The organism is Psychrobacillus vulpis (assembly GCF_006861825.1).
GTDB classification, from domain to species: domain Bacteria; phylum Bacillota; class Bacilli; order Bacillales_A; family Planococcaceae; genus Psychrobacillus; species Psychrobacillus vulpis.
On record NZ_VDGI01000003.1, the window covers coordinates 143810 to 170089 of the forward strand.

25 protein-coding genes are annotated in these 26280 nt (G+C 36.5%); all 25 read left to right on the top strand.

Annotated features, from left to right (window positions below):
• Window positions 1–26 precede the first annotated feature (26 nt).
• A complete protein-coding gene (acpP, locus tag FG384_RS04665) occupies window positions 27–263 on the top strand; it encodes an acyl carrier protein (RefSeq protein WP_142641425.1) in 237 nt (78 codons plus the stop codon).
• Between the two features lie 181 nt (window positions 264–444).
• On the top strand, window positions 445–1203 hold the full coding sequence (gene rnc, locus FG384_RS04670; protein WP_142641426.1) for a ribonuclease III: 759 nt from the start codon (window positions 445–447) through the stop codon (window positions 1201–1203).
• 2 nt (window positions 1204–1205) lie between these two features.
• A complete protein-coding gene (smc, locus tag FG384_RS04675; RefSeq protein ID WP_142641427.1) occupies window positions 1206–4760 on the top strand; it encodes a chromosome segregation protein SMC in 3555 nt (1184 codons plus the stop codon).
• 12 nt (window positions 4761–4772) lie between these two features.
• Window positions 4773–5795, top strand: a complete 1023-nt coding sequence (gene ftsY / locus FG384_RS04680) for a signal recognition particle-docking protein FtsY (protein WP_142641428.1) — start codon at window positions 4773–4775, stop codon at window positions 5793–5795.
• Window positions 5796–6032: 237 nt separating this feature from the next.
• Complete coding sequence (locus FG384_RS04685; protein WP_420849941.1) at window positions 6033–6362, top strand: putative DNA-binding protein; 330 nt, start codon at window positions 6033–6035, stop codon at window positions 6360–6362.
• Between the two features lie 13 nt (window positions 6363–6375).
• Window positions 6376–7731 (top strand): signal recognition particle protein, encoded by a 1356-nt coding sequence (gene ffh, locus FG384_RS04690; protein ID WP_142641430.1) that lies wholly within the window; start codon window positions 6376–6378, stop codon window positions 7729–7731.
• A 103-nt stretch (window positions 7732–7834) separates the two neighbouring features.
• Window positions 7835–8107 (top strand): 30S ribosomal protein S16, encoded by a 273-nt coding sequence (gene rpsP, locus FG384_RS04695; protein WP_053590001.1) that lies wholly within the window; start codon window positions 7835–7837, stop codon window positions 8105–8107.
• 14 nt (window positions 8108–8121) lie between these two features.
• Window positions 8122–8355: a KH domain-containing protein gene (locus FG384_RS04700; protein WP_142641431.1), complete on the top strand. Its 234-nt coding sequence runs from the start codon at window positions 8122–8124 to the stop codon at window positions 8353–8355.
• Between the two features lie 53 nt (window positions 8356–8408).
• Window positions 8409–8924, top strand: coding sequence for a ribosome maturation factor RimM (gene rimM, locus FG384_RS04705; RefSeq protein WP_142641432.1), 516 nt, complete (start codon window positions 8409–8411; stop codon window positions 8922–8924).
• Window positions 8924–9658 carry a tRNA (guanosine(37)-N1)-methyltransferase TrmD gene (gene trmD / locus FG384_RS04710; protein ID WP_142641623.1) on the top strand — a complete coding sequence of 245 codons (735 nt, stop codon included), beginning with the start codon at window positions 8924–8926 and terminating at the stop codon, window positions 9656–9658. The genes rimM and trmD overlap by 1 nt, the downstream gene beginning before the upstream one ends.
• Before the next feature lie 130 nt (window positions 9659–9788).
• Window positions 9789–10133: a 50S ribosomal protein L19 gene (gene rplS / locus FG384_RS04715; protein ID WP_142641433.1), complete on the top strand. Its 345-nt coding sequence runs from the start codon at window positions 9789–9791 to the stop codon at window positions 10131–10133.
• Window positions 10134–10312: 179 nt separating this feature from the next.
• Window positions 10313–10873: a signal peptidase I gene (lepB, locus tag FG384_RS04720; protein WP_142641434.1), complete on the top strand. Its 561-nt coding sequence runs from the start codon at window positions 10313–10315 to the stop codon at window positions 10871–10873.
• A gap of 331 nt (window positions 10874–11204) precedes the next feature.
• Window positions 11205–12053, top strand: a complete 849-nt coding sequence (ylqF, locus tag FG384_RS04725) for a ribosome biogenesis GTPase YlqF (protein ID WP_142641435.1) — start codon at window positions 11205–11207, stop codon at window positions 12051–12053.
• Between the two features lie 105 nt (window positions 12054–12158).
• Window positions 12159–12926, top strand: coding sequence for a ribonuclease HII (locus tag FG384_RS04730; RefSeq protein WP_142641624.1), 768 nt, complete (start codon window positions 12159–12161; stop codon window positions 12924–12926).
• Between the two features lie 9 nt (window positions 12927–12935).
• The gene (locus FG384_RS04735) at window positions 12936–14780 is read left to right on the top strand and encodes a hypothetical protein (protein ID WP_142641436.1); all 1845 of its coding nucleotides are present in this window, start codon (window positions 12936–12938) and stop codon (window positions 14778–14780) included.
• A complete protein-coding gene (locus tag FG384_RS04740; protein ID WP_142641437.1) occupies window positions 14777–15073 on the top strand; it encodes an EscU/YscU/HrcU family type III secretion system export apparatus switch protein in 297 nt (98 codons plus the stop codon). Before FG384_RS04735 ends, FG384_RS04740 begins: the two co-directional genes overlap by 4 nt.
• Before the next feature lie 129 nt (window positions 15074–15202).
• Complete coding sequence (gene sucC / locus FG384_RS04745) at window positions 15203–16363, top strand: ADP-forming succinate--CoA ligase subunit beta (protein ID WP_142641438.1); 1161 nt, start codon at window positions 15203–15205, stop codon at window positions 16361–16363.
• A gap of 18 nt (window positions 16364–16381) precedes the next feature.
• Window positions 16382–17284, top strand: coding sequence for a succinate--CoA ligase subunit alpha (gene sucD / locus FG384_RS04750; RefSeq protein ID WP_142641439.1), 903 nt, complete (start codon window positions 16382–16384; stop codon window positions 17282–17284).
• Window positions 17285–18072: 788 nt separating this feature from the next.
• On the top strand, window positions 18073–18975 hold the full coding sequence (dprA, locus tag FG384_RS04755; RefSeq protein ID WP_142641440.1) for a DNA-processing protein DprA: 903 nt from the start codon (window positions 18073–18075) through the stop codon (window positions 18973–18975).
• A 102-nt stretch (window positions 18976–19077) separates the two neighbouring features.
• Window positions 19078–21153 (top strand): type I DNA topoisomerase, encoded by a 2076-nt coding sequence (topA, locus tag FG384_RS04760; RefSeq protein ID WP_142641441.1) that lies wholly within the window; start codon window positions 19078–19080, stop codon window positions 21151–21153.
• An 18-nt stretch (window positions 21154–21171) separates the two neighbouring features.
• A complete protein-coding gene (trmFO, locus tag FG384_RS04765) occupies window positions 21172–22482 on the top strand; it encodes an FADH(2)-oxidizing methylenetetrahydrofolate--tRNA-(uracil(54)-C(5))-methyltransferase TrmFO (RefSeq protein WP_142641442.1) in 1311 nt (436 codons plus the stop codon).
• 70 nt (window positions 22483–22552) lie between these two features.
• Window positions 22553–23446, top strand: a complete 894-nt coding sequence (gene xerC, locus FG384_RS04770) for a tyrosine recombinase XerC (RefSeq protein ID WP_142641443.1) — start codon at window positions 22553–22555, stop codon at window positions 23444–23446.
• Window positions 23447–23465: 19 nt separating this feature from the next.
• A complete protein-coding gene (hslV, locus tag FG384_RS04775) occupies window positions 23466–24014 on the top strand; it encodes an ATP-dependent protease subunit HslV (protein WP_142641444.1) in 549 nt (182 codons plus the stop codon).
• A complete protein-coding gene (gene hslU, locus FG384_RS04780; RefSeq protein WP_142641445.1) occupies window positions 24011–25405 on the top strand; it encodes an ATP-dependent protease ATPase subunit HslU in 1395 nt (464 codons plus the stop codon). The genes hslV and hslU overlap by 4 nt, the downstream gene beginning before the upstream one ends.
• Before the next feature lie 82 nt (window positions 25406–25487).
• Window positions 25488–26267, top strand: coding sequence for a GTP-sensing pleiotropic transcriptional regulator CodY (gene codY, locus FG384_RS04785; RefSeq protein ID WP_142641446.1), 780 nt, complete (start codon window positions 25488–25490; stop codon window positions 26265–26267).
• Window positions 26268–26280: the final 13 nt, after the last annotated feature.

The following is a 26280-nucleotide window of genomic DNA, read 5'->3' on the forward strand; positions in this document are numbered from 1 at the left end:
ATAATCATTGAGGGGAGGTGACAAATGTGTCAACAGTTTTAGAACGCGTAACAAAAGTAATCGTTGATCGTCTAGGTGTAGACGAGAGCGAAGTAAAATTAGAAGCATCTTTCCGTGAAGATCTAGGTGCTGATTCTCTAGATGTAGTAGAATTAGTTATGGAACTTGAAGATGAGTTCGATATGGAAATTTCAGATGAAGATGCTGAAAACATTTCAACTGTAGGAAGTGCAGTTAGCTATATTGAAAGCAAACAAGGCTAATTTAAATAGCGGAAGAGACGTTCTACCTATTCCATGTGAATAGAGATAGGACGTCTCTATTTCTTTTTGCACAAAGCCATAGAAACAGGTAAACTAAAGAGCATAGATGATAATGCATGAAAGCAGAAGACACCGCCAATCTGGTGTATAAAGCTAGACAAGTTAGGAAGGCAGATTATTCATGAAAGTAAATCGTAAAAGTATTCATCCGAAAAAAATAGTTTTTCCCGATAATGTGAAGGAACAATTTGAACACTTTCAAAAGCATTTCCAAGTTCAATTTGAAAATCCCACGTTATTGTATCAAGCCTTTACCCATTCATCCTATGTGAATGAGCATCGTCGAAAATTTTTTACCGATAATGAAAGATTGGAATTTCTGGGAGACGCGGTTCTAGAATTGTCTGTATCTCAATTTCTATTTCAGCAATATACAACTATGAGTGAAGGAGAGCTTACAAAGCTTCGTGCTGCAATTGTTTGTGAGCCATCACTTGTACTATTTGCGAATGAACTTAACTTCGGAAAATATGTGTTGCTTGGAAAAGGGGAAGAACAAACAGGCGGTCGTGAAAGACCTGCGTTGCTTGCAGACGTATTTGAGGCATTTATCGGTGCTTTATATTTAGATCAGGGATTATCAACGGTTGTTTCATTTTTAGAAAAAATCGTCTTCCCGAAAATCGAACTCGGTGCTTTTTCGCATGTGATGGATTATAAAAGTCAGCTACAAGAAGTTATTCAACAACAAAACAATGGTATGCTAAGCTATGAAATTGTCGAGGAAAAAGGTCCCGCGCATAATCGCACCTTTGTTTCTCGTGTCATGTTAAACTCGAAAGAACTAGGGATTGGCAATGGTCGATCAAAAAAAGAAGCGGAACAACAAGCAGCAAGACTAGCAATTCTTGCATTAAAGGATTATGAACGGGAGGAATAATATTGTTCCTTAAAAGATTAGAAATAGTTGGATTTAAATCATTTGCTGACCGAATTGGAATAGATTTTGTCCCAGGGGTTACAGCAGTTGTTGGTCCAAATGGTAGTGGAAAAAGTAATGTAACGGATGCGATTAGATGGGTTTTAGGAGAACAATCTGCTAAATCACTTCGTGGTGCAAAAATGGAAGATGTTATTTTTGCTGGAAGTGATTCAAGAAAAGCGTTAAATTTTGCAGAAGTTACATTAATATTAGATAACTCGGATAATCGAGTTGCACTTGATTTTGCAGAGATTAGTGTAACAAGGAGGGTTTTTCGATCTGGGGATAGTGAGTACCTGTTAAATAAGCAAACGTGTAGGTTGAAAGATATCACCGATTTATTTATGGACTCTGGACTCGGAAAAGAAGCGTTTTCGATTATTTCTCAAGGTCGTGTGGATGAAATATTAAATAGCCGTCCAGAAGATAGAAGAACTATTTTTGAAGAGACTGCAGGTGTACTTAAATATAAACAGAGAAAAAAGAAAGCGGAATTCAAGCTAATTGAGACAGATGATAATTTAAATAGAGTGTTAGATATACTACACGAATTAGATGGACGTATGGAGCCACTTCAAATTCAATCATCTCTTGCATCTGATTACTTAAGAATGTCTGAAGAACTCAAAGATATCGAAATTGCAGTAATTGCACACGATTTAAGACTGTTCGTTCAGGAAAGTTCTGATTTACATACAAAACTACAAACATTGGAAGAAAAAAAACAAGTTCTTCTATCGAAAATAAAAGAAATCGAAACGAGTATTCAAAAAGACAGAAAAGTAATGTCTGAAATAGATGAGCAATTGGATTCCGAGCAAAGTGAGCTAGTAGAGGCAAGCTCCGAATTAGAGCGTTTGGAAGGTAGAAAATTGTTGCTTGCGGAAAAAAAGCAAAATGCTAGTCAACAAATTTCTCAGTTGCGAGGAGCATTGGAAGAAGAACAGGAAAGACTGGAGTTACTCAACCAGCAGCTGGAAGAAAACAATGTATCTAAATCAGAAAAACAAACTCTTCTAAAGGAACTTCGCTCGAAAAAGCTTCAAATAGAAAATGTATTAAGCAAATCAGCTTCAGAAGTAGAAGAAGAAATAGAGGATTTAAAAAGTACGTATATCGATCTTTTAAACGAAGAAGCAACTATGAAGAATGAAATGAAGCATATGGAGCAACAACTTCATCTCGAATTAGTATCTTCAGAAAAAATGATTGAAGAATATACAGAAATAAAAGAAGAACTTGAAAAACTGACGAAACGAAAAATCGAATCAGATCAGATGTTGGTTATTTGTCAGTCGGAACTTGAACAAAAATTATTAGATTTTAAAACGAAGCGGGAAGCATCTGAACGTCTAGAAAATGCATTTGAAGAGCAACAAACTATGCTTCAACAAGCTTATCAAATGAAGCATCAAATGCAAGCACGGAAGGATTCACTAGAGGAGCTTGAATCTGAGTTTTCTGGGTTCTTCCAAGGAGTAAAAGAGGTGTTGATTGCCCGAGACAAGAAAGAACTGAGTGGGATTCATGGTGCAGTAGCGGAATTAATCCAAATACCGCATGAGTATATGAATGCCATTGATACAGCAATTGGGCAACAGTCTCAGCATATTATTACAGATTCAAGTCAAGATGCGCGATTAGCGATTGAATGGTTGAAAAAGAAGAGAGTAGGAAGAGCTACTTTCCTTCCACTCCAAGTTATGAAGTCTCGTAAACTAAATGAGCAAACATTAGCGATGATTAAAGAACATCCTTCTTTTGTAAATACTGCGGATAAGCTAGTTCATTATAATGAAGGTTATCAAATTATTGTAGAAAATTTGCTCGGAAATATTGTTGTTGCAAAGGATTTAAAAGGTGCAAACGAGATGGCATCCAGAGTGCAATACAAATTTCGCTTTGTCACTTTAGAAGGCGATGTTGTAAATGCAGGTGGTTCATTAACGGGTGGTTCTGTTAAACAACAATCTTCTTTATTCACGCGTAAAGTAGAGCTTGAGCAGTTAAATGATAAGTTAGTAGAGTTAGAAAAGTCTGTATTACAAGCAGAAAAATCTGTTGCTTCTAGAAAACAAGAAGTACAGCTCTTGAAAAAAGAGTTGGAAGATACAAGGCTCGCTGGAGAAACTTTACGGGAGCAAGAACATAAATTACTTTCGGAGACAAGAGAATACGCTGCAATTATTTCCCGTCTGACAAATCAAATACTTGGATACGATGAAGAAAAAACAGAAAAAAATAATTTGCATGAGGACTTGTTACGTAAAAAAGAACAAACTGCAACAAGAAATGCAGAGATTAAGGAATCACTAGCATCTATTCAACAGACGATTGATCAGCTGCAAATGCTAAAACAGCAATCAATTGAAGAGAAAGATAAATTTCAAAATGAGCTTGGTGAGCTGTTATCGCTTATTGCAGTAGTCAATGAACAAGTCTCACAGCAAGAAAAAGAAAAAGTGCAATTTGTCAATTCCATCCAAACGAGCAATCAAAAAATAAGTTCGCTACAAAAAGAGATTGCATGGTATGAAAATGATGACTTGGGAGGCACTTCAGTAGAAGAACTAACAAATCTAATTGCTCGACACAAAACGACAAAAGATCATTTAATCGAGCAAATTCAAATTGGTAAAACAAAGCGAATAGAGCTTGTTCAAAATATTGGAAACTCAGAAGACTCACTAAAACAATTACAACATCAAGCGGGAATCCAAACAAATGAAGAACGTTCTATCGAGATAAAACTAAGTAAATTAGAAGTAGAATTGGACACTTTACAAACTCATCTAGAAGATACGTATGAATTAACTTTAGAAGAAGCAGAACGCGACTTCCCATTTGAAATGGAGGAGGAGCTTGCACGTAAAAAAGTAAAGTTACTTAAACGTTCTATTGAAGAACTTGGACCGATTAATCTAGGCTCTATCCAAGAATTTGAACAAGTAAGTGAACGTCATTCATTCTTAACAGAACAACGGGAAGATTTACTTTCCGCACAAGAAACGTTGCATGAAGTGATAAGAGAAATGGATGAGGAAATGACCATTCGATTTGAAACGACATTCAATGAAATACAGCGACATTTTAAAGTTGTTTTCCGCGAATTATTTGGTGGTGGTCAAGCGGATTTAGTTCTAACGGATCCAACTTCGTTGCTTGATACTGGTATTGATATTGTGGCACAACCTCCTGGTAAAAAATTACAAAATCTTTCTCTGTTATCCGGAGGAGAGCGTGCTCTAACAGCGATTGCTTTATTGTTTTCTATACTGCATACTCGTCCCGTGCCATTTTGTATTTTAGATGAAGTGGAAGCAGCACTTGATGAAGCAAATGTTACTCGCTATAGCGATTACCTGAAAAAATTCAGTCATGATACACAATTTATCGTTATTACGCATCGAAAAGGTACTATGGAAGGAGCGGATGTATTGTATGGTATTACAATGCAAGAATCCGGTATTTCCAAATTAGTTTCTGTAAAATTAGAAGAGCAATTAGTAACGTAAAGGAGCTTAAAAATGAGTTTTTTTAAAAAGTTTAAAGAAAAAATGATGGGAACAACTCAAGAAAAAGAAGAAACGATTTCTATTACAAATAAATTTAAAGAAGGTCTGGCTAAAACTAGAAACCAATTTACTTCTAAAGTAAATGATCTTGTTGCAAAATACAGAAAAGTAGATGAAGACTTTTTCGAAGAGTTAGAAGAAATATTACTTCAAGCAGACGTAGGTTTTGAAACAGTTCTGGAGTTAATGGACTCCTTACGCTTTGAAGTACAACGCAAAAATATTAAAGATACTGCCGGTATTCAATCCGTTATCTCTGAAAAGCTTGTAGAAATATATGAGGCTGGCGAGGACAATGTAACGGAGCTACAACTAGAAAAAGAAGGGTTATCCGTAATATTGTTCGTTGGTGTAAATGGAGTAGGAAAAACTACTACAATTGGGAAGCTTGCACACCGTTTAAAAAGTGAAGGTAAAAAAGTGATGCTTGCAGCAGGTGATACATTCCGTGCAGGCGCAATTGATCAGCTTCAAGTTTGGGGCGATAGAGTAGGCGTAGAAGTGATTAAACAAGCGGAAGGTTCTGACCCTGCTGCGGTAATGTATGACGCTATTAGAGCGGCAAAAACAAGAGATGCAGACGTTTTAATATGTGATACTGCAGGACGTCTTCAAAATAAAGTGAACTTAATGAATGAATTGGAAAAAATTCACCGCGTTATTTCTCGGGAAATACCGAGTGCTCCTCACGAAGTATTATTAGCGCTTGATGCAACAACTGGCCAAAATGCCCTTGTCCAAGCGCAAACTTTTAAAGAAGCAACGAACGTTACAGGTATTGTATTAACGAAGCTAGATGGTACTGCAAAAGGTGGTATCGTTTTAGCCATTCGCAATAAGCTACATATTCCTGTCAAATTTGTAGGCTTAGGTGAACAAATGGACGATTTACAACCATTTGATGCAGAGAAATATGTGTATGGACTTTTTGCAGATGGACTAGAACTTGAAAGTGAAAATGAAGATAAAGAATAAAATTTTGTCTTGATAGTTTTAAGAAGAGGTTGAGACAAGTAAAAATACTTGACAGATGTATGTTCTATTACTAAACTAGAGGATGACAATTAATTTTGTGAATTACAAAACACTCACATAATTACAACCCACCGGCGGATGTCACAGATTTTGAAAGGAATCAATTGTGCAAGCACAATTCAAAATCTGGACGCAATTACTCCGAGGCGTAATTGATTTTGGTAAGGAGAGATGGGAATGATTGAAAAAACAACTCGTATGAATTTTCTCTTCGATTTTTACCAGGCTTTATTAACAGATAAACAAAGAAGCTATATGGAGCTATATTATTTAGATGATTTATCACTTGGAGAAATAGCAGAAGAATACGAAGTTTCGAGACAGGCAGTTTATGATAATATTCGTCGAACAGAGGCAATGCTAGAAGAGTATGAAGAAAAGTTGAATCTGTTTACGAAATTTGATAAACGGCAAGAAACGATTGAGCAGTTGCTCCAAGTAGAGGTGAATCAATCATCTGAAGAAACACTAATTCAACTCATTAATCAATTAAAAGAATGGGATTAGGAGGCGGGCATGCATGGCGTTTGAAGGATTAGCTGAGCGACTCCAAGGGACGATTCAGAAAATCAAAGGAAAAGGAAAAGTTTCTGAAGCAGACGTAAAAGAAATGATGAGAGACGTTCGTTATGCGCTTCTTGAAGCGGACGTTAACTTAAAAGTAGTTAAAGAATTTGTTAAAAACGTATCAGACCGAGCAGTAGGCCAAGAAGTGATGAAAAGCTTAACTCCTGGTCAACAAGTCATTAAAATAGTAAAAGATGAGTTAACGGAGTTAATGGGTGGAGAGCAAAGTCATATTGCTTTTTCACAGAGACCGCCAACTGTTATTATGATGGTAGGTCTTCAAGGTGCTGGTAAAACAACAACTACTGGTAAGCTTGCGAATGTACTACGCAAAAAGTACAACAAAAAGCCTTTATTAGTAGCGGCAGATATTTATCGTCCAGCAGCTGTAAAGCAGCTTGAAACACTAGGTAAGCAGCTATCTTTACCTGTATTTGCTTTAGGAACAGATATTTCACCTGTCGAAATTGTAAAACAAGCAATGGAGCATGCAAAAGCAGAGCATCATGATGTAGTAATCATCGATACTGCAGGTAGACTTCATATTGACGAAACACTTATGCAAGAGCTTAAAGATATTCGTGCAATTAAAGAGCCAGATGAGGTGTTCTTAGTTGTAGATGCGATGACCGGGCAGGATGCAGTCAACGTGGCCAATAATTTTAATGAAACTATTGGTATTACTGGCGTTGTATTAACGAAGCTTGATGGGGATACTCGAGGTGGAGCAGCTTTATCTATCCGTTCTGTAACACAAAAGCCTATAAAATTTGTAGGTATGGGTGAAAAGATGGATGCTTTAGAACCATTCCATCCCGAGCGAATGGCTTCCCGTATTTTAGGTATGGGAGATATGATGTCTCTTATCGAGAAGGCGCAAGCAAATGTAGATGAAGAAAAAGCGAAGGAATTAGAAGAAAAATTCCGTACGCAGTCTTTTACATTCGATGATTTTTTAGAACAAATTAGCCAAGTGAAAAAAATGGGACCATTAGATGAAATCTTAAAAATGCTTCCAGGAGCAGGTAAAATTAAAGGTCTTGAAAATGCCAAGGTCGATGAAAAGCAAATGGATCGTGTAGAAGCGATTATTTACTCGATGAATACGCAAGAAAAAACAACACCTGAAATTATAAATGGCCCAAGAAAAAAACGAATTGCAAAAGGTTCTGGTACGACTATACAGGATGTTAACAGATTGTTAAAACAATTCGAAGATATGAAAAAAATGATGAAACAGATGACGAACATGCAACAAAAAGGGAAGAAAAAGATGAAAATGCCAGGTTTGGACTCCCTTTTCAAATAATTTTTCCAGAAAAAAATAGGGTGTTAAGAAAAAACACTTTACAAACAAATAAAAGCTTGATAATATACTATCTTGTGTGAAACTATTCGGAGGTGCAATAAAAATGGCAGTTAAAATTCGTTTAAAACGTATGGGAGCAAAAAAATCTCCTTTCTATCGTATTGTAGTAGCAGACTCTCGCTCACCACGTGATGGTCGTCAAATCGAAACAGTAGGTACTTACAATCCACTTACTAAACCAGCTGAAGTTAAAATTAACGAAGAATTAGCGTTAAAATGGCTTCAAGACGGTGCGAAACCATCTGATACAGTACGTAACTTGTTCTCAGAACAAGGAATTATGGAAAAATTCCATAACGCAAAACTCGGCAAATAATCGGAGGGGACAATGTGGAGCAGCTGATCGAAGCAATCGTAAAACCATTAGTTGATTATCCGGATAAAGTTCAGGTTGAAAAAGAAGAAAATGTGAACCGTATAGTTTACAAGCTTTCTGTTCATCCTGAAGATATGGGAAAAGTAATTGGCAAACAAGGGCGAGTAGCGAAAGCAATTCGTACTATTGTTTACTCAGCAGCAGGCAGTCACCAGAAGAAAAAAACATATGTCGACATTTTAGATTAATGGTCAAAAAGGAAGAACACTGTGTTCTTCCTTTTTTGTTAGGAGGTATCTTGATGGAATGGTATAACGTTGGAAAGATTGTGAACACACATGGAATATGGGGTGAAATCCGTGTGATTTCAACAACAGACTTTGCAGATGAACGCTATGAAGTAGGCAGTGAGCTAGCTATTTTTAAAGCGGATGGATCGAAACCAATCCTTGTTAAAGTAGCAAGCCATCGTAAGCATAAAAACTTTGATTTATTAACATTTGAAGGTTATTCATTGTTAAAAGATGTAGAAGTTTTTCGTGATGCAACATTAAAGGTTTCTGAAAAAAATCTTTCTGATTTAGAAGATAATGAGTTCTATTATCATGAAATCATCGGCTGTACAGTTGTATCGACGGAAGGTGAAGAAATCGGAAAAGTTACGGAAATTATTCAAACTGGAGCAAATGACGTATGGGCAGTGCAACCAGCGAAAGGGAAAACTCATTACATTCCATATATTGAGGATGTAGTAAAAAACGTGGATGTTAACAACAAAAAAATCATTATAGAAGTTTTAGATGGTTTATTATCATGATGAACATTCATATTCTCTCGCTTTTCCCTGAAATGTTTACTGGTGTCTTTGGGTCATCTATTTTGAAAAAAGCGCAGGAAAAGAATGAAGTTGCTCTAAATGTAGTAAATTTCAGAGATTTCTCTGGCAATAAACATCATAAAGTGGATGACTATCCATACGGCGGTGGTGCAGGGATGGTTTTAAAGCCAGAACCACTTTTTAACGCAATTGATTCTCTAACTACGAATAAAGAGCAAAAGCGACGAATAATCTTACTTTGCCCTCAAGGGGAGCGATTCACGCAACAAAAAGCGGAAGAACTTGCTAAAGAGGAAGAACTTATTTTTATATGTGGACACTATGAAGGCTACGATGAGCGAATTCGAGAGCATTTAGTAACTGATGAGCTTTCCATCGGAGATTTTGTACTTACCGGTGGAGAATTAGCTGCAATGACAATCGTGGATAGTGTCGTAAGATTATTACCAAATGTTTTAGGGAATGCTGAATCGCATGAAAAAGATTCTTTTTCTACTGGCCTTCTTGAACATCCGCAGTATACGAGGCCAGTTGAGTACCGTGGACACAAAGTTCCGGATGTTTTATTATCAGGCAATCACGCAGAGATTGAAAAATGGAGAAGAGAACAATCTTTGCAACGCACATTAAATAGAAGACCTGAATTATTGGATCAAGTAGACTTGAGTGATTTAGATATGAAAGTAATCAAATCATTAAAAGAACAACAATAAAAAATTACCTTGCATATAGAAAAAAGTTATGATATATTCTACTATGTACTTTTATGTAAAGTACTGATTTTGGGTGTTCCGCTGCAACAGTTTATGTGTGTATGAGCATTCTATAGAAGGAGAGAAAATGATGCAAAACATTATTTCAGAAATCACTAAAGAACAATTACGTACGGATCTTCCTACTTTCCGCCCTGGTGACACAGTTCGTGTACACGTTAAGGTTGTAGAGGGTACTCGTGAACGTATCCAAATGTATGAAGGTATTGTTATTAAACGTCGTGGTGGCGGAGTGAGCGAAACTTTCACAGTTCGTAAAATCTCTTACGGTGTAGGTGTTGAACGTACATTCCCTGTACACACACCAAAAATTGCAAACCTAGAAGTTGTACGTCGTGGTAAAGTTCGTCGTGCTAAATTGTACTACTTACGTGAACTACGTGGTAAAGCAGCTCGTATTAAAGAGCGTCGCTAATAGTAAAAAAGTAAATGTTGTAGTGAAGGTGGTTCACCTTTGCTACAACATTTTTTCTTTTCAAACCGCACACTCGAAACAGAGTCTATTAATAATTTCATACATAATTTTGTTCTTTCTTTTTGCTTGAATGAGATTTTCCTTGTACAATATAAGGAGTATATAAAGGGGGCAAGTTGATGGAACGAGTGAAGAAAGAGAAGAACGAATTGTGGGAATGGTCCAAAGCATTGCTGATTGCATTTGGTATCGCTGCGATTATTCGTTTCTTTTTATTTACACCAATTGTTGTAGACGGTGAATCAATGATGCCGACTTTAAAAAATGGTGATCGAATGGTTGTTAATAAGATTGGTTATATGGTTGGTGAACCAGATCGTTTTGATATTGTAGTATTTCATGCACCAGAGCAAAAAAATTACATCAAACGTGTAATTGGTCTACCTGGTGATCATGTCGAGTATAAAAATGATCAGCTATATATTAACGGAAAAGCAATTGAAGAACCATATTTAGATCGATACAAAAGTGAGATTACTGAAGGTTCTTTAACAGATGACTTCACATTGGAAGACATTACCCAGGAGAATGTAATTCCTGAAGGTTATATTTTCGTAATGGGGGACAATAGAAGGTACAGTAAAGATAGTAGACATATCGGTCTTGTTGCCATTGATGAGGTAATTGGAAATACGAACCTCGTTTTTTGGCCAATGAAAGAAATCGGCTTTGTTAAATAATACAAAGCGTTAGAAGAATGAACTTGTAAAAATAAAAAAGTATATACTCAGTTTGAAGACAAATCTATATTCGAAGATGTCACATTAGACTGTCTTGAGAACACTTTTCGGTCAAGGTGGCTAGGATGACCTAAGGATTACAGCATAACTTTGCCACATCATTTGGCAAAGGCTGTATGTTTTACTTCCTGGGAGCTCATAAATAGAACTTCTATTTATGACCTTACAACGAAGTGCAAGCAATTCTCGTGTCTGACGCAACGAAGAATTCGAACGTTTGTCATCAGTCTGAAGTATATACTTTCTTTTTCTTTGCAAAAGGAGGTACGTAATGGCAATACAATGGTTTCCGGGTCATATGGCCAAGGCAAGAAGAGAAGTAACCGAAAATTTAAAGCTAGTGGATATTATATTTGAATTAGTGGACGCGCGTTTACCATTATCCTCAAGAAATCCAATGATTGATGAAGTAGTTCATCAAAAAACGAGATTGCTTATTTTAAACAAAATGGATATGGCAGACGAAGTAGAGACGAAAAAATGGATAGCCTATTTTGACTCAAAAGGACTCCCTGCTGTGGCGATTAACTCTTTAGAAGGAAAAGGTCTCCAAACTGTTTTCAAGGCTGCTAAAGAGCTTCTAAAGCCGAAATGGGATCGAATGAGAGAAAGAGGTATAAAACCTCGAGCAATTCGAGCAATGATAGTTGGGATTCCAAACGTTGGGAAATCTACTCTTATTAATCGATTTGCAAAAAAGAATATTGCGAAAACAGGAAATACACCTGGGGTTACGAAAAGACAGCAATGGATAAAAGTCGAAAAGGAAATTGAATTACTAGATACTCCTGGTATTCTTTGGCCAAAGTTTGAAGACCAAGAGGTTGGCTATAAACTTGCATTAACTGGTGCTATTAAAGATGCAGTGATAAATATGGAAGATTTAGCTGTATACGGTCTTCGATTTCTACAAGAACATTATCCGAATCGAATGGAAGAAAGATATCAAATGACAGAAGTTAGTGAAGATTTAGTGGAGACTTTCGATCATATCGGAAAGTTAAGAAGATGCTACGCTAGTGGTGGAGAAATTGATTATGACCAAGTAGCTGAACTTATTGTCCGTGATGTTCGTAATCTTCATTTGGGACGACTGACTTTTGATTATGTAACAGAATAGAACATAGAATTTACCCTTTTTGCCATATGGTGAGAAGGGTTTTCTCGATTTTTTTTCATAATTGCCGATACATATATTAAGAAATGGAAAGTTGATGTGAATGATGTGTTAAGTTTAAAAGAAATAAAAGAAAAATTGGAGATTGCTGCTGCTTGGGAGCCATGGATGAGGGAACTAGAAAGTGATAGCAGAATTGGTGCTAATAAGTTATTGCAAACATGGAAGAACAAGCAAAATCATTTGGAAATTGAAAAGTTGGAACATAAAGAGAAGATTTTATTTGATGGTAGTTATTGTAAAAGTGAAAATGATTTAGTCGCTGGAGTTGATGAGGCGGGTCGGGGTCCCTTAGCGGGTCCGGTAGTAACTGCGGCAGTTATTTTAAGGAAGAATACGGAAGAATTGATAGGTTTAAATGATTCCAAGCAAATTTCAAAAAAGAAGCGAAGCGAGCTTGCAAATAAGATCAAGAATAATGCTATAAGCTATTTCATCCATTTTCAATCAGTTGAAAAAATAGACCAATTGAATATTTATGAAGCTACAAAGCAGTCGATGACCGAGTCTGTTTTATGCTTACAAAAGCAACCTTCCGTTGTTTTAGTTGATGCAATGGAGCTCCCTATAGACATCGAAACACATTCGATTATTAAAGGGGATGCAAAGAGTTTAGCCATCGCAGCTGCTTCTATTTTAGCTAAAACAGCACGAGATGAGTATATGGATCAATTACATGATGAATACCCTCAATATTTATTTAATAAGCATGCAGGGTATGGAACTAAACAACATATTGAAATGTTACATAAATATGGTCCAACGATACATCACAGAAAAACATTCGAGCCTATTAAGTCTTTACTAATAAAATGAGGTGAATAAATGACTTCTACATCTTTTTCGTCTATACAATCACAAACATCTCAATCCATTGCTTCGAGTATTCAAGCACAAATGAAAGAAGGGCAGGTAATCCACGGAACTATTAAACAATTGTTTCCAAATCAAATGGCAGAAGTGCAAATAGGTAACCAAAAGATAATTGCAAAACTTGAAACTCCGTTAAAAGCAGGAGACGCACACTTTTTCCAAGTTACTAAATCTGAGCCGGAACTTCAATTAAAAGTTGTCAGTGGACCATTGACAACAGGAAATAGCATTTCCCAACAAGCACAAAAGTTGTTGCAAGCTATGAATTTAACAAAAACTACCGAAATGCAAGCGGCTATTCAGTTTTTCTTAAAAGAACAAATACCAATTTCAAAAGAATTACTAGTGCAAGTAGAACAACTACTCAAACAATTGCCTCCCGATGTATCGATGAAATCAGCATTAGAAGCTATTCAAAAAATGATGGAACTTAAGATCCCTTTAACGAAACAACTTTTTGAATCTGTAATTAGTGGAAAAAGTACGAATGGACTACTCTCCATCATAGATAATTTTAGCCAAGCTCTGCAACTGGATTCATCTATTTCTTCTAGTACAAAAAATAATTTATTTCAAAGTTTGCAAAAGGTGGCAGAACCTTTTAGATTACCGGTAGCAGGCTCGATACTCGGTAAACTAATTGAAATGATTCAAAATCCGCAAACAAGTATGTCAACTAAGTTATCTATATTACAAGATTTAAAAGGTGTAGCAGTTTTACCATCACAGGCGACTTTAACGAATCTAAATCCTATGTTGAATCAGGTTTCTATACCAAATTCTGCAGGCGAATTTATAACGCAGCTCTTACAATCTGCTCCTAGTGAAAAAGTAGTAGTAATGGAGGGTCTACGAAATTGGGTAATTGATCAAACATTATTAACTAGTCAACAAAAGAATGATATATTGACTTTGCTAAAAAATACTGGACAACCACTAGAGGTGAATAATGCACTTGTCAAAGTTTTTGCAGAACAAAGCCAACAAGCTATTTTTTCAAAGGATTCAAATGGCCTTTCCGCGAAAGATCATCTAATATCATTGCTTGGTAAAGGTCCAACAAGCGAAGCAATATCTCAAACATTACAGCATGTAGCAACATTAAGTAAAAATAGTAATAGTATAGTCTATCAACAAGTAATAGAGTCTGAGCAAACTGTAATGAATCAACTAAATGGTAAAGCTTTTGAGCATGCGATGAAGGATGTATTAACATCACTTGGTTTTAGTTATGAAGCGAAACTTAGTAGTAATAGCGAGGAAGTTAGACAATTGGCATCACAGCTAAAGCCGCAGTTAGTAGAGTTATTACAAAATCAAACAATTTCACTCCCACTAAAGGATCAAGCCAATCAACTACTAAATAGGATGAATGGCTTACAAATATTATCAAGTGAAAATGGTCCTCAGCATCAATTATTAATGCAAGTTCCTTTAGAATTTTTAGGAAAGAAAATGGATGCTACTTTAGAGTGGAACGGCAGAATGAAAGAGAATGGTAAAATAGATTCAGATTTTGCGCGGATTATGTTTTATTTGCAGTTAGACTCCTTAGAAGAGACAGTTATAGATATGCAGGTTCAAAACAGAGTTGTTACGATTTCATTGTTCAATAATGACACACGATTGCAACCTATAGCGAATACATTCAAAGATTCTTTAAAAGACGGTCTCATATCTATTGGTTATCAATTATCAGGTGTGTTTGTGAAAACATTCGAAAATCATAAACTAGCCTCACAAATGAAGGTCAAATTACCTGGGATAGAGTCGCAAGGAGTAGATATTAGAATATGATGGATGAAAAACATACTCGAAAAGAAGCGGTCGCTTTAAGTTATAAGCCAGGTGTCATTCATGCGCCATCCGTTGTAGCAAAAGGAAAAGGGAAGATTGCAGAAAATATTTTGCTGAAGGCGAAAGAGCATAATGTTCCGATACAAGAAGATGCAAGTTTAGTAGAACTTCTTGGTCAATTAGATATAAATCAATCCATTCCAGAGGAATTATTTCAAGCAGTTGCAGAAGTATTTTCATTTGTATATAAAATAGATAAAGAAAAAGGAAAAAACACGAAATCATTCTTGTAAATTCGACAAAATTTCCGAATATTCGTTGTTTCAGTGAAATAGATTACTTATGTAGACAAGATGTGACGGTTTTATTACAATGGGATAGGTAGTAAATTACTTGACACAAGTTTGATTGGAGGATGCAAGATGAATATCCATGAATATCAAGGGAAACAACTCCTCAGACAATATGGCGTAGCAGTTTCAAACGGAATTGTTGCTTTTTCACCTGAAGAGGCAGTTAAAGCAGCAAAAGAGTTAAACTCAAGCGTTTATGTTGTTAAAGCTCAAATTCACGCGGGTGGTCGTGGTAAAGCTGGTGGGGTAAAAATCGCAAAAAGTTTAGATGAGGTACGTGAGTACGCGAAGGAACTATTAGGAAAAGTGTTAGTAACACACCAAACAGGTCCTGAAGGTAAAGAAATTAAACGTCTACTTATCGAAGAAGGTAGCGATATTAAAAAGGAATATTATGTAGGTTTAGTATTAGACCGCGCAACTTCTCGTGTTACATTAATGGGCTCTGAAGAGGGCGGTATGGACATTGAAGAAGTAGCAGCTAATTCTCCTGAGAAACTTTTCTATGAAGAAATCGATCCGGTTGTAGGTTTAACAGGCTTCCAAGCTCGTCGTATGGCTTTCAACATGAATATTCCTGCGAAACTTGTCAATAAAGCAGCGAAATTTATGCTTGGTTTATATCAAGTGTACAAAGAAAAAGATGCTTCAATCGTTGAGATTAACCCGTTAGTAGTAACTGCGGATGACAACGTATTAGCACTTGATGCTAAATTTAACTTCGATGCAAATGCTTTATATCGTCACGCTGACATTCTTGAAATGCGCGATTTTGACGAAGAAGATGCAAAAGAAATCGAAGCTTCTAAATACGACTTAAGCTATATTTCATTAGACGGAAATATCGGTTGTATGGTTAATGGAGCAGGACTAGCAATGGCTACAATGGATACTATTAGCTATTACGGCGGTTCACCCGCAAACTTCCTTGACGTTGGGGGCGGTGCTACAGCTGAGAAAGTTACTGAAGCGTTCAAAATCATTCTTTCTGACCAAAACGTTAAAGGTATTTTCGTTAATATCTTTGGTGGTATTATGAAGTGTGACGTTATCGCAGAAGGAGTTATTATTGCTGCGAAAGAAGTTGGACTTGCTGTACCATTAGTAGTTCGTCTAGAAGGAACAAACGTAGATCTAGGTAAAAAACTATTAAATGAATCTGGCTTAAACATTATCGCTGCTGACTCTATGGCAGACGGTGCTCAAAAAATCGTTAATCTTGTAGGATAAGAAAGGCAGGGACATAAAATGGGCGTATATATTAATAAAGATACGAAAGTAATCGTACAAGGAATTACGGGCTCAACTGCTCTTTTCCATACAAAACAAATGCTTGAATACGGTACTAAAATCGTTGCTGGGGTTACTCCTGGTAAAGGTGGTACTGAAGTAGAAGGCGTTCCAGTATTCAACACAGTTGAAGACGCTGTTAAAGCAACTGGCGCTAACGTTTCTGTAATTTATGTACCAGCACCATTTGCTGCTGATGCGATTATGGAAGCTGTAGATGCTGAACTAGATATGACAATTTGTATTACTGAACATATTCCAGTACTAGACATGGTTAACGTTAAACGTTACATGGAAGGAAAGAAAACTCGTTTAGTAGGACCAAACTGCCCAGGTGTTATTACAGCTGACGAATGTAAAATCGGTATTATGCCAGGATACATTCATACAAAAGGTCACGTAGGCGTTGTATCACGTTCTGGTACATTAACTTACGAAGCTGTTCACCAATTAACACAAGCTGGAATTGGTCAAACAACAGCTGTTGGTATCGGTGGAGACCCTGTAAACGGGACTAACTTTATTGATGCATTAACTGCATTCAATGAAGATGAAGAAACATATGCAGTAGTTATGATTGGTGAGATCGGTGGAACAGCAGAGGAAGAAGCTGCAGCATGGATTAAAGCTAACATGAAAAAACCAGTAGTAGGATTTATTGGTGGTCAAACTGCTCCTGAAGGTAAACGTATGGGACATGCTGGAGCAATTATCTCTGGTGGTCAAGGTACTGCTGAAGGAAAAATTCAAGCGATGAAAGATGCAGGAATGAAAGTTGCTGCAACTCCATCTGTTATCGGTGAAACTTTAATCGAAGCAATTAAAGAAGCAGGTCTTTACGACGCTTGTAAAACACATTAATATAAAAGTACGGCACATCTAATGGTGTTGCCGTACTTTTTTTTTAAGATAAGAAAGTACCCAGTATTCATGGTCTTTTGTTAAAGGATTCCGTTACAAGCGGACGCTTTCCGCGGGCGAGCGACGAGCCTCCTCCTACGCTTCGCTACGTGCGGGGTCTAGTCTGCCTCGCTTTCCCCCGCAGGAGTCGCCGCTTTTCACTCCATCCATGGAATCATGTTCTGTCTATTTATTGGTTTTACGGAGTACTTCCATCTGAATATTATTGTGATCATTGTATATATTCAGCGATGAGTCGATCTTCTGAGCAAGTTGTTCTCTTTTAGAAATAGAGTAAAAGAAGTAATCAGTCTATCTTTGTTACGCTCAGGATTCAAATGATCGTCATTCTACTTATAAACAGCTGCAATTATAATAGATCCATATAAGTTGATTAGAGCGTAGGCGGCGACTTCTGCGGGAATAGCATATGTTTTCTGCACCGAAAGCGAAGTGACAGGTGCATGAGCATAAGGCCCCGTAGGAAAGACACTGGCCGAACTTTGTTTGGCCAGTGTCTTTGCGACGAGTAACCGCAGGAGCACATGTTTTTACAGTGACGAGGAGACTGTAGCCATGCCCGCGAAAAGCGTCCGCCGTAGCGAAAATCGACGGTATTTCTACGGTTACTCTTCTTATAAGGACAGGGCGTCTTTTACCCGGTTTTTCTTATTCGATGAGAAAGTAGAACCAGCAATAACTACTCATAGTAAAAACTTTTACCACTTTACTACTAACGGAGGGAAGATATGCGTAACAATGAGCAATGGTTAAATCGTTTTTTAGCACTACATTATGTGTTTCCTGTTCCAATGAATAAGGTGTCCCCATTATTAGAATATGACCCCGAACTTTCTCATTTAGTTAAAATGGAACTAAGTTTGCTTTCTAGCATACTTAAGATTTCACAAAATCGTGCGTTACAATTGCAAAAAATGTATCAAAAATTTGTTGACACCCCATTTCTACAAATCTATGAAAAACATCACATTACCCCTATTAGCTATACCAATCCAAATTATCCATTAAGTTTAAAAACTCTCTTTGATCCGCCTTCAATGATATACACAAAAGGAAATATTAACCTATTAAATAATCCGAAAAAACTAGCTATTATCGGTTCAAGAGATGCTACTGACTATTCTAAACAAAGTATAGAAAAGATTTTACCTCCATTAATAGAGCAAAATTTTGTTATAGTAAGTGGTCTTGCAAAAGGGGCAGATACGTTTGCACATGAAATTACTATGAATCTAGGAGGAAAGACAATAGCTGTACTAGGTACGGGATTACTTCATATATACCCTAAACAAAATGTAAATCTTGCAGAAAAAATGTCGAAAAATCATTTATTAGTAACAGAATATCCCCCGTATATAACACCAAAAAAGTGGAATTTTCCAATGAGAAATAGAATAATTAATGGATTATCAAGAGGTGTTGTTATTACAGAAGCAAAACAAAAGAGTGGTACAGTTTATACAATGGAGCATGCATTGGAAAATGGAAAAGAAATATTTGCAATTCCAGGATCTATTCATTCACCATTATCAGAAGGTCCACATCTCCTTATTTTAGAAGGCGCAAAGCCTGTTTGGAATGGTTATCAAATCCTTGAAGAACTAAAAGATTATGAACAAATCACCAATTAAAAAATGAAAAGCCTTGCAATTCTAGGAAATCTGTTATACATTTTGCAACAGGTATTTGTTTTGTAGAGTAAAGCGAGTTACCTTCTATAAGGAGGCATATTTATGTCGGATTATTTAGTGATTGTAGAATCGCCAGCAAAGGCAAAAACAATTGAGCGTTATCTTGGGAAAAAGTATAAAGTTAAAGCATCCATTGGTCATGTGAGAGATTTACCAAGAAGTCAGATGGGTGTAGACGTAGAAAATAACTATGAACCAAAATATATTACAATACGTGGAAAAGGTCCCGTATTACAGGATTTGAAAAATGCTGCAAAAAAAGCGAAGAAAGTTTATCTCGCGGCCGATCCCGACAGAGAAGGGGAAGCGATTGCTTGGCATTTGGCTAATTCTTTAAACGTCGATATCGATTCCGATTGTCGTGTAGTATTTAATGAAATAACAAAAGATGCGATATTAGAATCATTTAAACATCCGAGACCTATTAATATGGATTTAGTAGATGCACAACAAGCGCGAAGAATTTTGGACCGCCTAGTTGGTTACAACATTAGTCCTATTCTTTGGAAAAAAGTAAAAAAGGGACTTTCAGCAGGCCGAGTGCAATCTGTCGCATTACGACTAATCATTGACCGAGAAAATGAAATAAATCAATTTGTCCCAGAAGAGTATTGGTCTATCGAAGGACAGTTCGAAAAAAGTAAAAAAGCATTTGATGCTCTTTACTACGGAACTGAAAAAGATAAAGTGAAACTTTCCAATGAGGATGAAGTAAAAGAAGTATTAAATGTAATGAAAGGCAAAAAGTTTGAAGTGACAAATGTAGTAAAAAAGGAACGTAAAAGAAATCCAGCGCCGTCTTTTACTACATCATCACTTCAACAAGAAGCTGCTCGTAAACTAAACTTTAGAGCAAGAAAAACAATGATGCTTGCCCAACAATTGTACGAGGGAATTGATCTTGGGAAAAAAGAAGGAACTGTTGGGTTAATAACTTATATGCGAACAGATTCTACTAGAATTTCGGACAGTGCAAAGGCAGATGCACTTACTTACATTCAAAATGAATACGGTTCGGAATATATAGCAAGTAAGAAAGCAGAAAAACAATCGAAAAAAGCACAAGATGCCCACGAAGCTGTTAGACCTACTAGTGTTTTAAGAACACCAGATCAAGTGAAAAATATTTTATCAAGAGATTTATTTCGTTTATATAAATTAATCTGGGAACGATTTGTTGCAAGTCAAATGGCTTCAGCAATATTAGATACTGTTGCGGTTGATTTGAAAAGCGGAGAAGCGATATTTCGTGCGAACGGTTCACAAGTAAAGTTTTCTGGGTTTATGAAGGTTTATGTAGAAGGAACAGACGATAAAACAGATGATAAAGATAAGCTATTACCCATTTTAGAAGTTGGAGACAAAGTAAATGCTTTATCGATCGAACCAAAGCAACATTTTACACAGCCGCCACCAAGATACTCAGAAGCTAGACTCGTAAAAACGCTTGAGGAACTTGGCATAGGAAGACCGTCCACATATGCTCCAACATTAGATACGATTCAAAAAAGAGGCTATGTTGCACTAGAAACGAAGCGATTTGTGCCAACTGAACTTGGAACAATAGTACACCAACTTGTTTTAGAATTTTTCCCTAACATACTGGATATCGAGTTTACAGCTCAAATGGAACGAGATTTAGATAGTGTGGAAGAAGGACAGGTAAAATGGGTCCAAGTAATAGATGGCTTTTACAAGGACTTTGAAAAACATGTTGAGCATGCGGATAAAGAGATGGAAAAAATAGTTATCAAAGATGAGCCGACAGGTGAGGATTGTGAAAATTGTGGCTCGCCAATGGTATATAAATTAGGCAGATTTGGAAAATTTATGGCTTGTAGTAATTTCCCGGATTGCCGAAATACGAAAGCAATCGTGAAAGAAATCGGAGTCCCGTGTTCATCTTGTGGAGAAGGGCAAATAGTGGAGCGTAAAAGTAAAACAAAACGTATTTTTTATGGCTGTGATCGCTACCCAACTTGCGATTTTGTTTCGTGGGACAAACCAATAAATAGACCATGTCCTAAATGTAATGATATGTTAGTAGAGAAGAAATTGAAAAAGGGTATTCAAATTCAATGTGTTTCATGTGACTATAAAGAAGACCCACAGAGTTAAAGGAAAGAAGGATTCAACATGACTGAACTAGTGAACGTAATTGGTGCAGGACTTGCAGGTAGCGAGGCTGCTTGGCAAATTGCAAAGAGAGGTATAAAGGTTCGACTTTATGAAATGCGTCCTGTTAAACAAACACCAGCCCATCATACGGATAAATTTGCAGAGTTAGTATGCTCTAATTCACTACGTGCAAATAATTTAACGAATGCTGTAGGCGTTATTAAAGAAGAAATGCGAATGTTAGATTCTCTAATTATTCAATCTGCTGATAATAGTAGCGTACCCGCTGGTGGTGCATTAGCTGTAGACAGACACGATTTTGCAGGGAGAGTAACGGATGCAATTCGAAATCATCCTTTGATCGAAATTGTGAATGAAGAAGTAACTGAAATTCCTAGCGGTATTACAGTTATTGCTACTGGACCATTAACTTCACCTGCTCTAGCAGAAAAGGTTAGAGAAATAACAGGTTACGATTATTTATACTTCTACGATGCGGCAGCTCCAATCGTGGAAAAAGATAGCATTGATATGGAAAAAGTGTATTTGAAATCGCGTTATGATAAAGGGGAAGCTGCGTATTTAAATTGTCCAATGACAGAAGAAGAGTTTAATCGTTTTTACGATGCACTAGTAGCAGCAGAAGTAGTACCTTTAAAAGAATTTGAAAAAGAGGTATACTTTGAAGGTTGTATGCCAGTAGAAGTAATGGCTGAGAGAGGTCGTAAAACGTTACTGTTTGGACCGATGAAGCCAGTCGGCCTAGAAGATCCAAAGACAGGAAAACGTCCATATGCAGTAGTTCAATTAAGACAAGATGATGCTGCTGGTACACTCTACAATATTGTTGGATTCCAAACGCATCTTAAATGGGGACCACAAAAAGAAGTGCTTCGTCTAATTCCAGGATTAGAAAATGTCGAAATCGTTCGTTATGGTGTTATGCATCGTAATACGTTTATTAATTCCCCATCGGTATTGCAACCGACGTATCAACTAAAGGCAAATCAGCAAATTTTCTTCGCAGGTCAAATGACTGGTGTAGAAGGATATGTTGAATCTGCAGGAAGTGGACTACTAGCCGGTATTAATGCTGCTAAGCTTGCAAAAGGGGAAGAGTTAGTAATTTTCCCTAGCGAAACAGCGCTTGGAAGTATGGCTAGATATATTACTGAAGCTAATCCTAAAAGCTTCCAACCTATGAATATTAACTTTGGTTTGTTCCCAGAGTTACAACCGAAAGTTAGAGACAAAAAAGTAAGAACAGAGCAGTTAGCTAATCGAGCATTAACAACAATTCAAAATTTTATGAAAAATACATCGATTTAATTGCTTTAAGCCTCTAAAGGTTGTATACTTTTAGAGGCTTTTACTATGGAAAAGAATCGGAGTTGTTTAGATGATTGGAATAAATGAACTACATTCATTTATTGATTATATTCAATTGGAGAAAAATTACTCTATTCTAACTGTACGTGAATATAAAAAAGATATTGAACAGTTTTTAAACTTTTTGGAAACAGAAGGTGTTGGTCATTTAAATGACGTGGAATATGTGCATGCAAGATTATTTGCGACAAAGCTCTATGAAACTAAATTAGCGAGAACTTCCATATCTCGAAAGATTTCTTCTATTCGTTCTTTTTATAAATTTTTGCATAAAGAATACAATATTAGTGAAGAAGCATTTAGATCTTTATATCATCCTAAAAAAGAAGGTAAATTACCTCATTTTTTTTACGAAGAAGAGATGGAAAAATTGTTTGAAGGGAATAGAGGAAAAGACCCGCTATCTATTCGAAATATAGCATTACTTGAATTATTATATGCAACTGGAATACGCGTAAGCGAACTTATTTCCATCGAATTGAGTCATATAGATATGAGTTATGGGATTGTCCGTGTAATGGGGAAAGGAAGAAAAGAACGATATGTACCTGTGGGAGATTATGCGCTTTCTGCCATTGAGGAATATATTGCAAATAGTAGATCTAAATTAATGAAATCTACTTCTCATCCATTTCTATTTGTGAATAGTAGAGGTGCGCATTTAACTGCGGGTGGGGTTGCACATATTCTGAATGAAATGATGAAGAAAGCATCTCTTCATTCTACCATTTATCCACATATGCTAAGACATACTTTCGCTACGCATTTATTAAATAACGGAGCAGATTTAAGAAGTGTGCAAGAATTATTAGGACATTCTCATCTAACTTCTACTCAAGTTTATACGCATGTCACAAAGGAACATTTAAGAAAAACGTATATGAATGCTCATCCAAGGGCATAAGTATGGGAGGTATAGAAATATGGCTGGAATTCATGCAACAACAATCTTTGCAGTAAGCCATAAGGGAAGCTATGCAATGGCGGGAGATGGTCAAGTTACGCTAGGTAATCAAGTAGTAATGAAGCATACTGCCAAAAAAGTAAGAAGGCTATTTAATGGTCAGGTTGTTGCTGGTTTTGCTGGTTCTGTAGCAGATGCTTTTACATTGTTTGAAATGTTTGAAGGCAAGCTATTAGAATACAACGGTAATTTACAACGAGCAGCAGTGGAATTAGCAAAACAATGGCGTGGAGATAAAATGCTGCGTCAATTAGAAGCCATGCTTTTAGTGATGGACAAAAGTAATTTATTGCTTGTTTCGGGTACTGGGGAAGTAATAGAACCAGATGATGGCATACTTGCGATTGGCTCCGGCGGCAATTATGCTCTAGCAGCAGGAAGAGCCCTGAAACAATACGCAGGTGAAAAAATGACTGCGAAAGAAATAGCAGTCGCTTCTTTAACTACTGCTGCAGATATTTGTGTATTTACGAATCATCAAATAATCGTGGAGGTTTTAGGTGAATGAAAGAAAATAACTTAACACCAAAGCAAATAACAGAGCATTTAAACAAGTATATTGTTGGGCAGGAAGCTGCAAAAAAAGCAGTCGCTGTTGCTCTTCGTAATAGATATAGAAGACAATTACTAGACGAAGATATAAAAAATGAGATAATTCCTAAAAACATTTTAATGATAGGTCCTACTGGAGTAGGGAAAACAGAAATAGCAAGAAGAATTGCAAAGCTAACTAAAGCACCTTTTGTAAAAGTGGAAGCAACTAAATTTACGGAAGTTGGGTATGTAGGTAGAGATGTTGAATCGATGGTGAGAGATTTAGTCGAAGCAGCGATTCGAATTGTGAAAGAAGAGAAAATGGAAGAAGTGAAGGATCAGGCAATCCGATTAGCAGATGATGCTATTGTAAAGCTACTAGTCCCTTCCTTAAAGAAGAAGAATGCTAACCAAAATCCATTTGAAGCATTATTTGGAGGTAAAGTAGAAGAAGAAACTTCGGATAAAGATGATACAGAAGTTCGTTTAAAACGCTCTCAAATAGCAGAAGATTTAAGAGATGGTAAGTTAGAAAATGAAATCGTCACAGTAGAAGTTACAGAACAAGCTCCATCCCTATTTGACGCTTTACAAGGCGGCGGTATGGAAAGTATGGGGATGAATATGCAAGATGCCCTTTCTAGTCTAATGCCAAAGAAAAAAAAGAAAAGAAAAATGAAAGTAAAAGATGCTCGTAAAGTATTAATGCATGAAGAAGCGAGCAAATTAATGGATAACGATGAGTTATCTCAAATTGCAATCGAAAAAACAGAACAGTCAGGTATTATTTTTATTGATGAAATGGATAAAATAGCGAGTAGAAGTGGAAGTGGTTCTTCTGCCGATGTTTCGAGAGAAGGTGTTCAGCGAGACATTTTACCAATAGTCGAGGGCTCTACCGTTAGTACGAAATATGGGGCCGTTAAAACGGATTATATCCTATTCATAGCAGCAGGAGCATTTCATATGTCTAAACCATCTGATTTAATCCCAGAGCTGCAAGGGAGATTTCCGATTCGTGTTGAGTTAGAGAAGCTCACAAAAGAAGACTTCGTACGGATTTTAAAAGAACCTCAGCATTCTTTAACGAAACAATATGAAGCATTGCTTCGAACGGAAGGTATAACTATTTCGTTTTCGGATGATTCTATAGAGAGAATCGGCGAAATAGCTTATGAAGTGAATCAAGAGACCGATAATATTGGTGCAAGACGACTTCATACAATATTGGAGAAGATTTTAGAAGAGCTTTCGTATGAAGCATCCGACATTTCTCCAGCACATATCCAAATAACACCAGCATATATCGACCAAAAACTTGACAATATTGTGAAAAATAAAGATTTATCGCAATTTATACTGTAAAATAGAATTTTATCGGTTCCCAAAACAATTGAAAACCTTTAGAATATTAAAATAAATATGAAAATTATTGGAGGATCTACTCATGAATTTATTAGACAAAACAAGAAAGATTAACTCAATGTTACAAGCATCAGCTGGAAAACCGGTTAATTTTAAAGAAATGGCAACAACACTAAGTGATGTTATCGAGTGTAATGCGTTTATCGTAAGTAGAAAAGGGAAGTTACTTGGATTTGAAGTTCATCAGAAAATCGAAAACGATCGTATTATTAAAATGATGGAAGAGCGTCAATTTCCAGAAGAATATACAAAAAACTTATTTAGTGTGAGTGAAACTTCTTCCAACCTAGATGTGTATAGTCAACATTCTGTATTCCCAGAGGATAATCGCGAATTATTTAAAGATGGTCTTACGACTATTGTACCAATCATTGGTGGTGGTGAGCGTCTAGGAACATTAGTACTAGGACGTTTTAAGCAGGAGTTTCATGATGATGATTTAATCCTTGGTGAATATGGTGCAACTGTAGTAGGGATGGAAATTTTACGCGAAAAATCAGAAGAGATTGAAGAAGAGGCAAGAAGTAAAGCGGTAGTACAAATGGCTATCAATTCTCTTTCATACAGTGAATTAGAAGCTATCGAGCATATTTTTGAAGAATTAGATGGGCACGAAGGTTTACTTGTTGCATCGAAAATTGCTGACCGAGTTGGTATTACTCGCTCTGTAATCGTAAATGCACTACGTAAATTAGAAAGTGCTGGAGTTATTGAGTCACGTTCGTTAGGGATGAAAGGAACATATATTAAAGTATTAAATGATAAATTCCTACCTGAATTAGCGCACTTAAAAATGAAATAATTGAAGAAACAGT

Excerpts from the sequence above, each read along its gene's own strand:
- rimM (WP_142641432.1), top strand. The coding sequence starts at position 8,409 with ATGGAATGGTATAACGTTGGAAAGATTGTGAACACACATGGAATATGG.
- ylqF (WP_142641435.1), top strand. The coding sequence starts at position 11,205 with ATGGCAATACAATGGTTTCCGGGTCATATGGCCAAGGCAAGAAGAGAA.
- sucD (WP_142641439.1), top strand. The coding sequence starts at position 16,382 with ATGGGCGTATATATTAATAAAGATACGAAAGTAATCGTACAAGGAATT.
- rnc (WP_142641426.1), top strand. The coding sequence starts at position 445 with ATGAAAGTAAATCGTAAAAGTATTCATCCGAAAAAAATAGTTTTTCCC.
- trmD (WP_142641623.1), top strand. The coding sequence starts at position 8,924 with ATGAACATTCATATTCTCTCGCTTTTCCCTGAAATGTTTACTGGTGTC.
- sucC (WP_142641438.1), top strand. The coding sequence starts at position 15,203 with ATGAATATCCATGAATATCAAGGGAAACAACTCCTCAGACAATATGGC.
- codY (WP_142641446.1), top strand. The coding sequence starts at position 25,488 with ATGAATTTATTAGACAAAACAAGAAAGATTAACTCAATGTTACAAGCA.
- dprA (WP_142641440.1), top strand. The coding sequence starts at position 18,073 with ATGCGTAACAATGAGCAATGGTTAAATCGTTTTTTAGCACTACATTAT.
- topA (WP_142641441.1), top strand. The coding sequence starts at position 19,078 with ATGTCGGATTATTTAGTGATTGTAGAATCGCCAGCAAAGGCAAAAACA.
- rplS (WP_142641433.1), top strand. The coding sequence starts at position 9,789 with ATGCAAAACATTATTTCAGAAATCACTAAAGAACAATTACGTACGGAT.
- FG384_RS04685 (WP_420849941.1), top strand. The coding sequence starts at position 6,033 with ATGATTGAAAAAACAACTCGTATGAATTTTCTCTTCGATTTTTACCAG.
- FG384_RS04735 (WP_142641436.1), top strand. The coding sequence starts at position 12,936 with ATGACTTCTACATCTTTTTCGTCTATACAATCACAAACATCTCAATCC.
- ftsY (WP_142641428.1), top strand. The coding sequence starts at position 4,773 with ATGAGTTTTTTTAAAAAGTTTAAAGAAAAAATGATGGGAACAACTCAA.
- hslV (WP_142641444.1), top strand. The coding sequence starts at position 23,466 with ATGGCTGGAATTCATGCAACAACAATCTTTGCAGTAAGCCATAAGGGA.
- lepB (WP_142641434.1), top strand. The coding sequence starts at position 10,313 with ATGGAACGAGTGAAGAAAGAGAAGAACGAATTGTGGGAATGGTCCAAA.
- trmFO (WP_142641442.1), top strand. The coding sequence starts at position 21,172 with ATGACTGAACTAGTGAACGTAATTGGTGCAGGACTTGCAGGTAGCGAG.
- rpsP (WP_053590001.1), top strand. The coding sequence starts at position 7,835 with ATGGCAGTTAAAATTCGTTTAAAACGTATGGGAGCAAAAAAATCTCCT.
- FG384_RS04740 (WP_142641437.1), top strand. The coding sequence starts at position 14,777 with ATGATGGATGAAAAACATACTCGAAAAGAAGCGGTCGCTTTAAGTTAT.
- hslU (WP_142641445.1), top strand. The coding sequence starts at position 24,011 with ATGAAAGAAAATAACTTAACACCAAAGCAAATAACAGAGCATTTAAAC.
- xerC (WP_142641443.1), top strand. The coding sequence starts at position 22,553 with ATGATTGGAATAAATGAACTACATTCATTTATTGATTATATTCAATTG.
- ffh (WP_142641430.1), top strand. The coding sequence starts at position 6,376 with ATGGCGTTTGAAGGATTAGCTGAGCGACTCCAAGGGACGATTCAGAAA.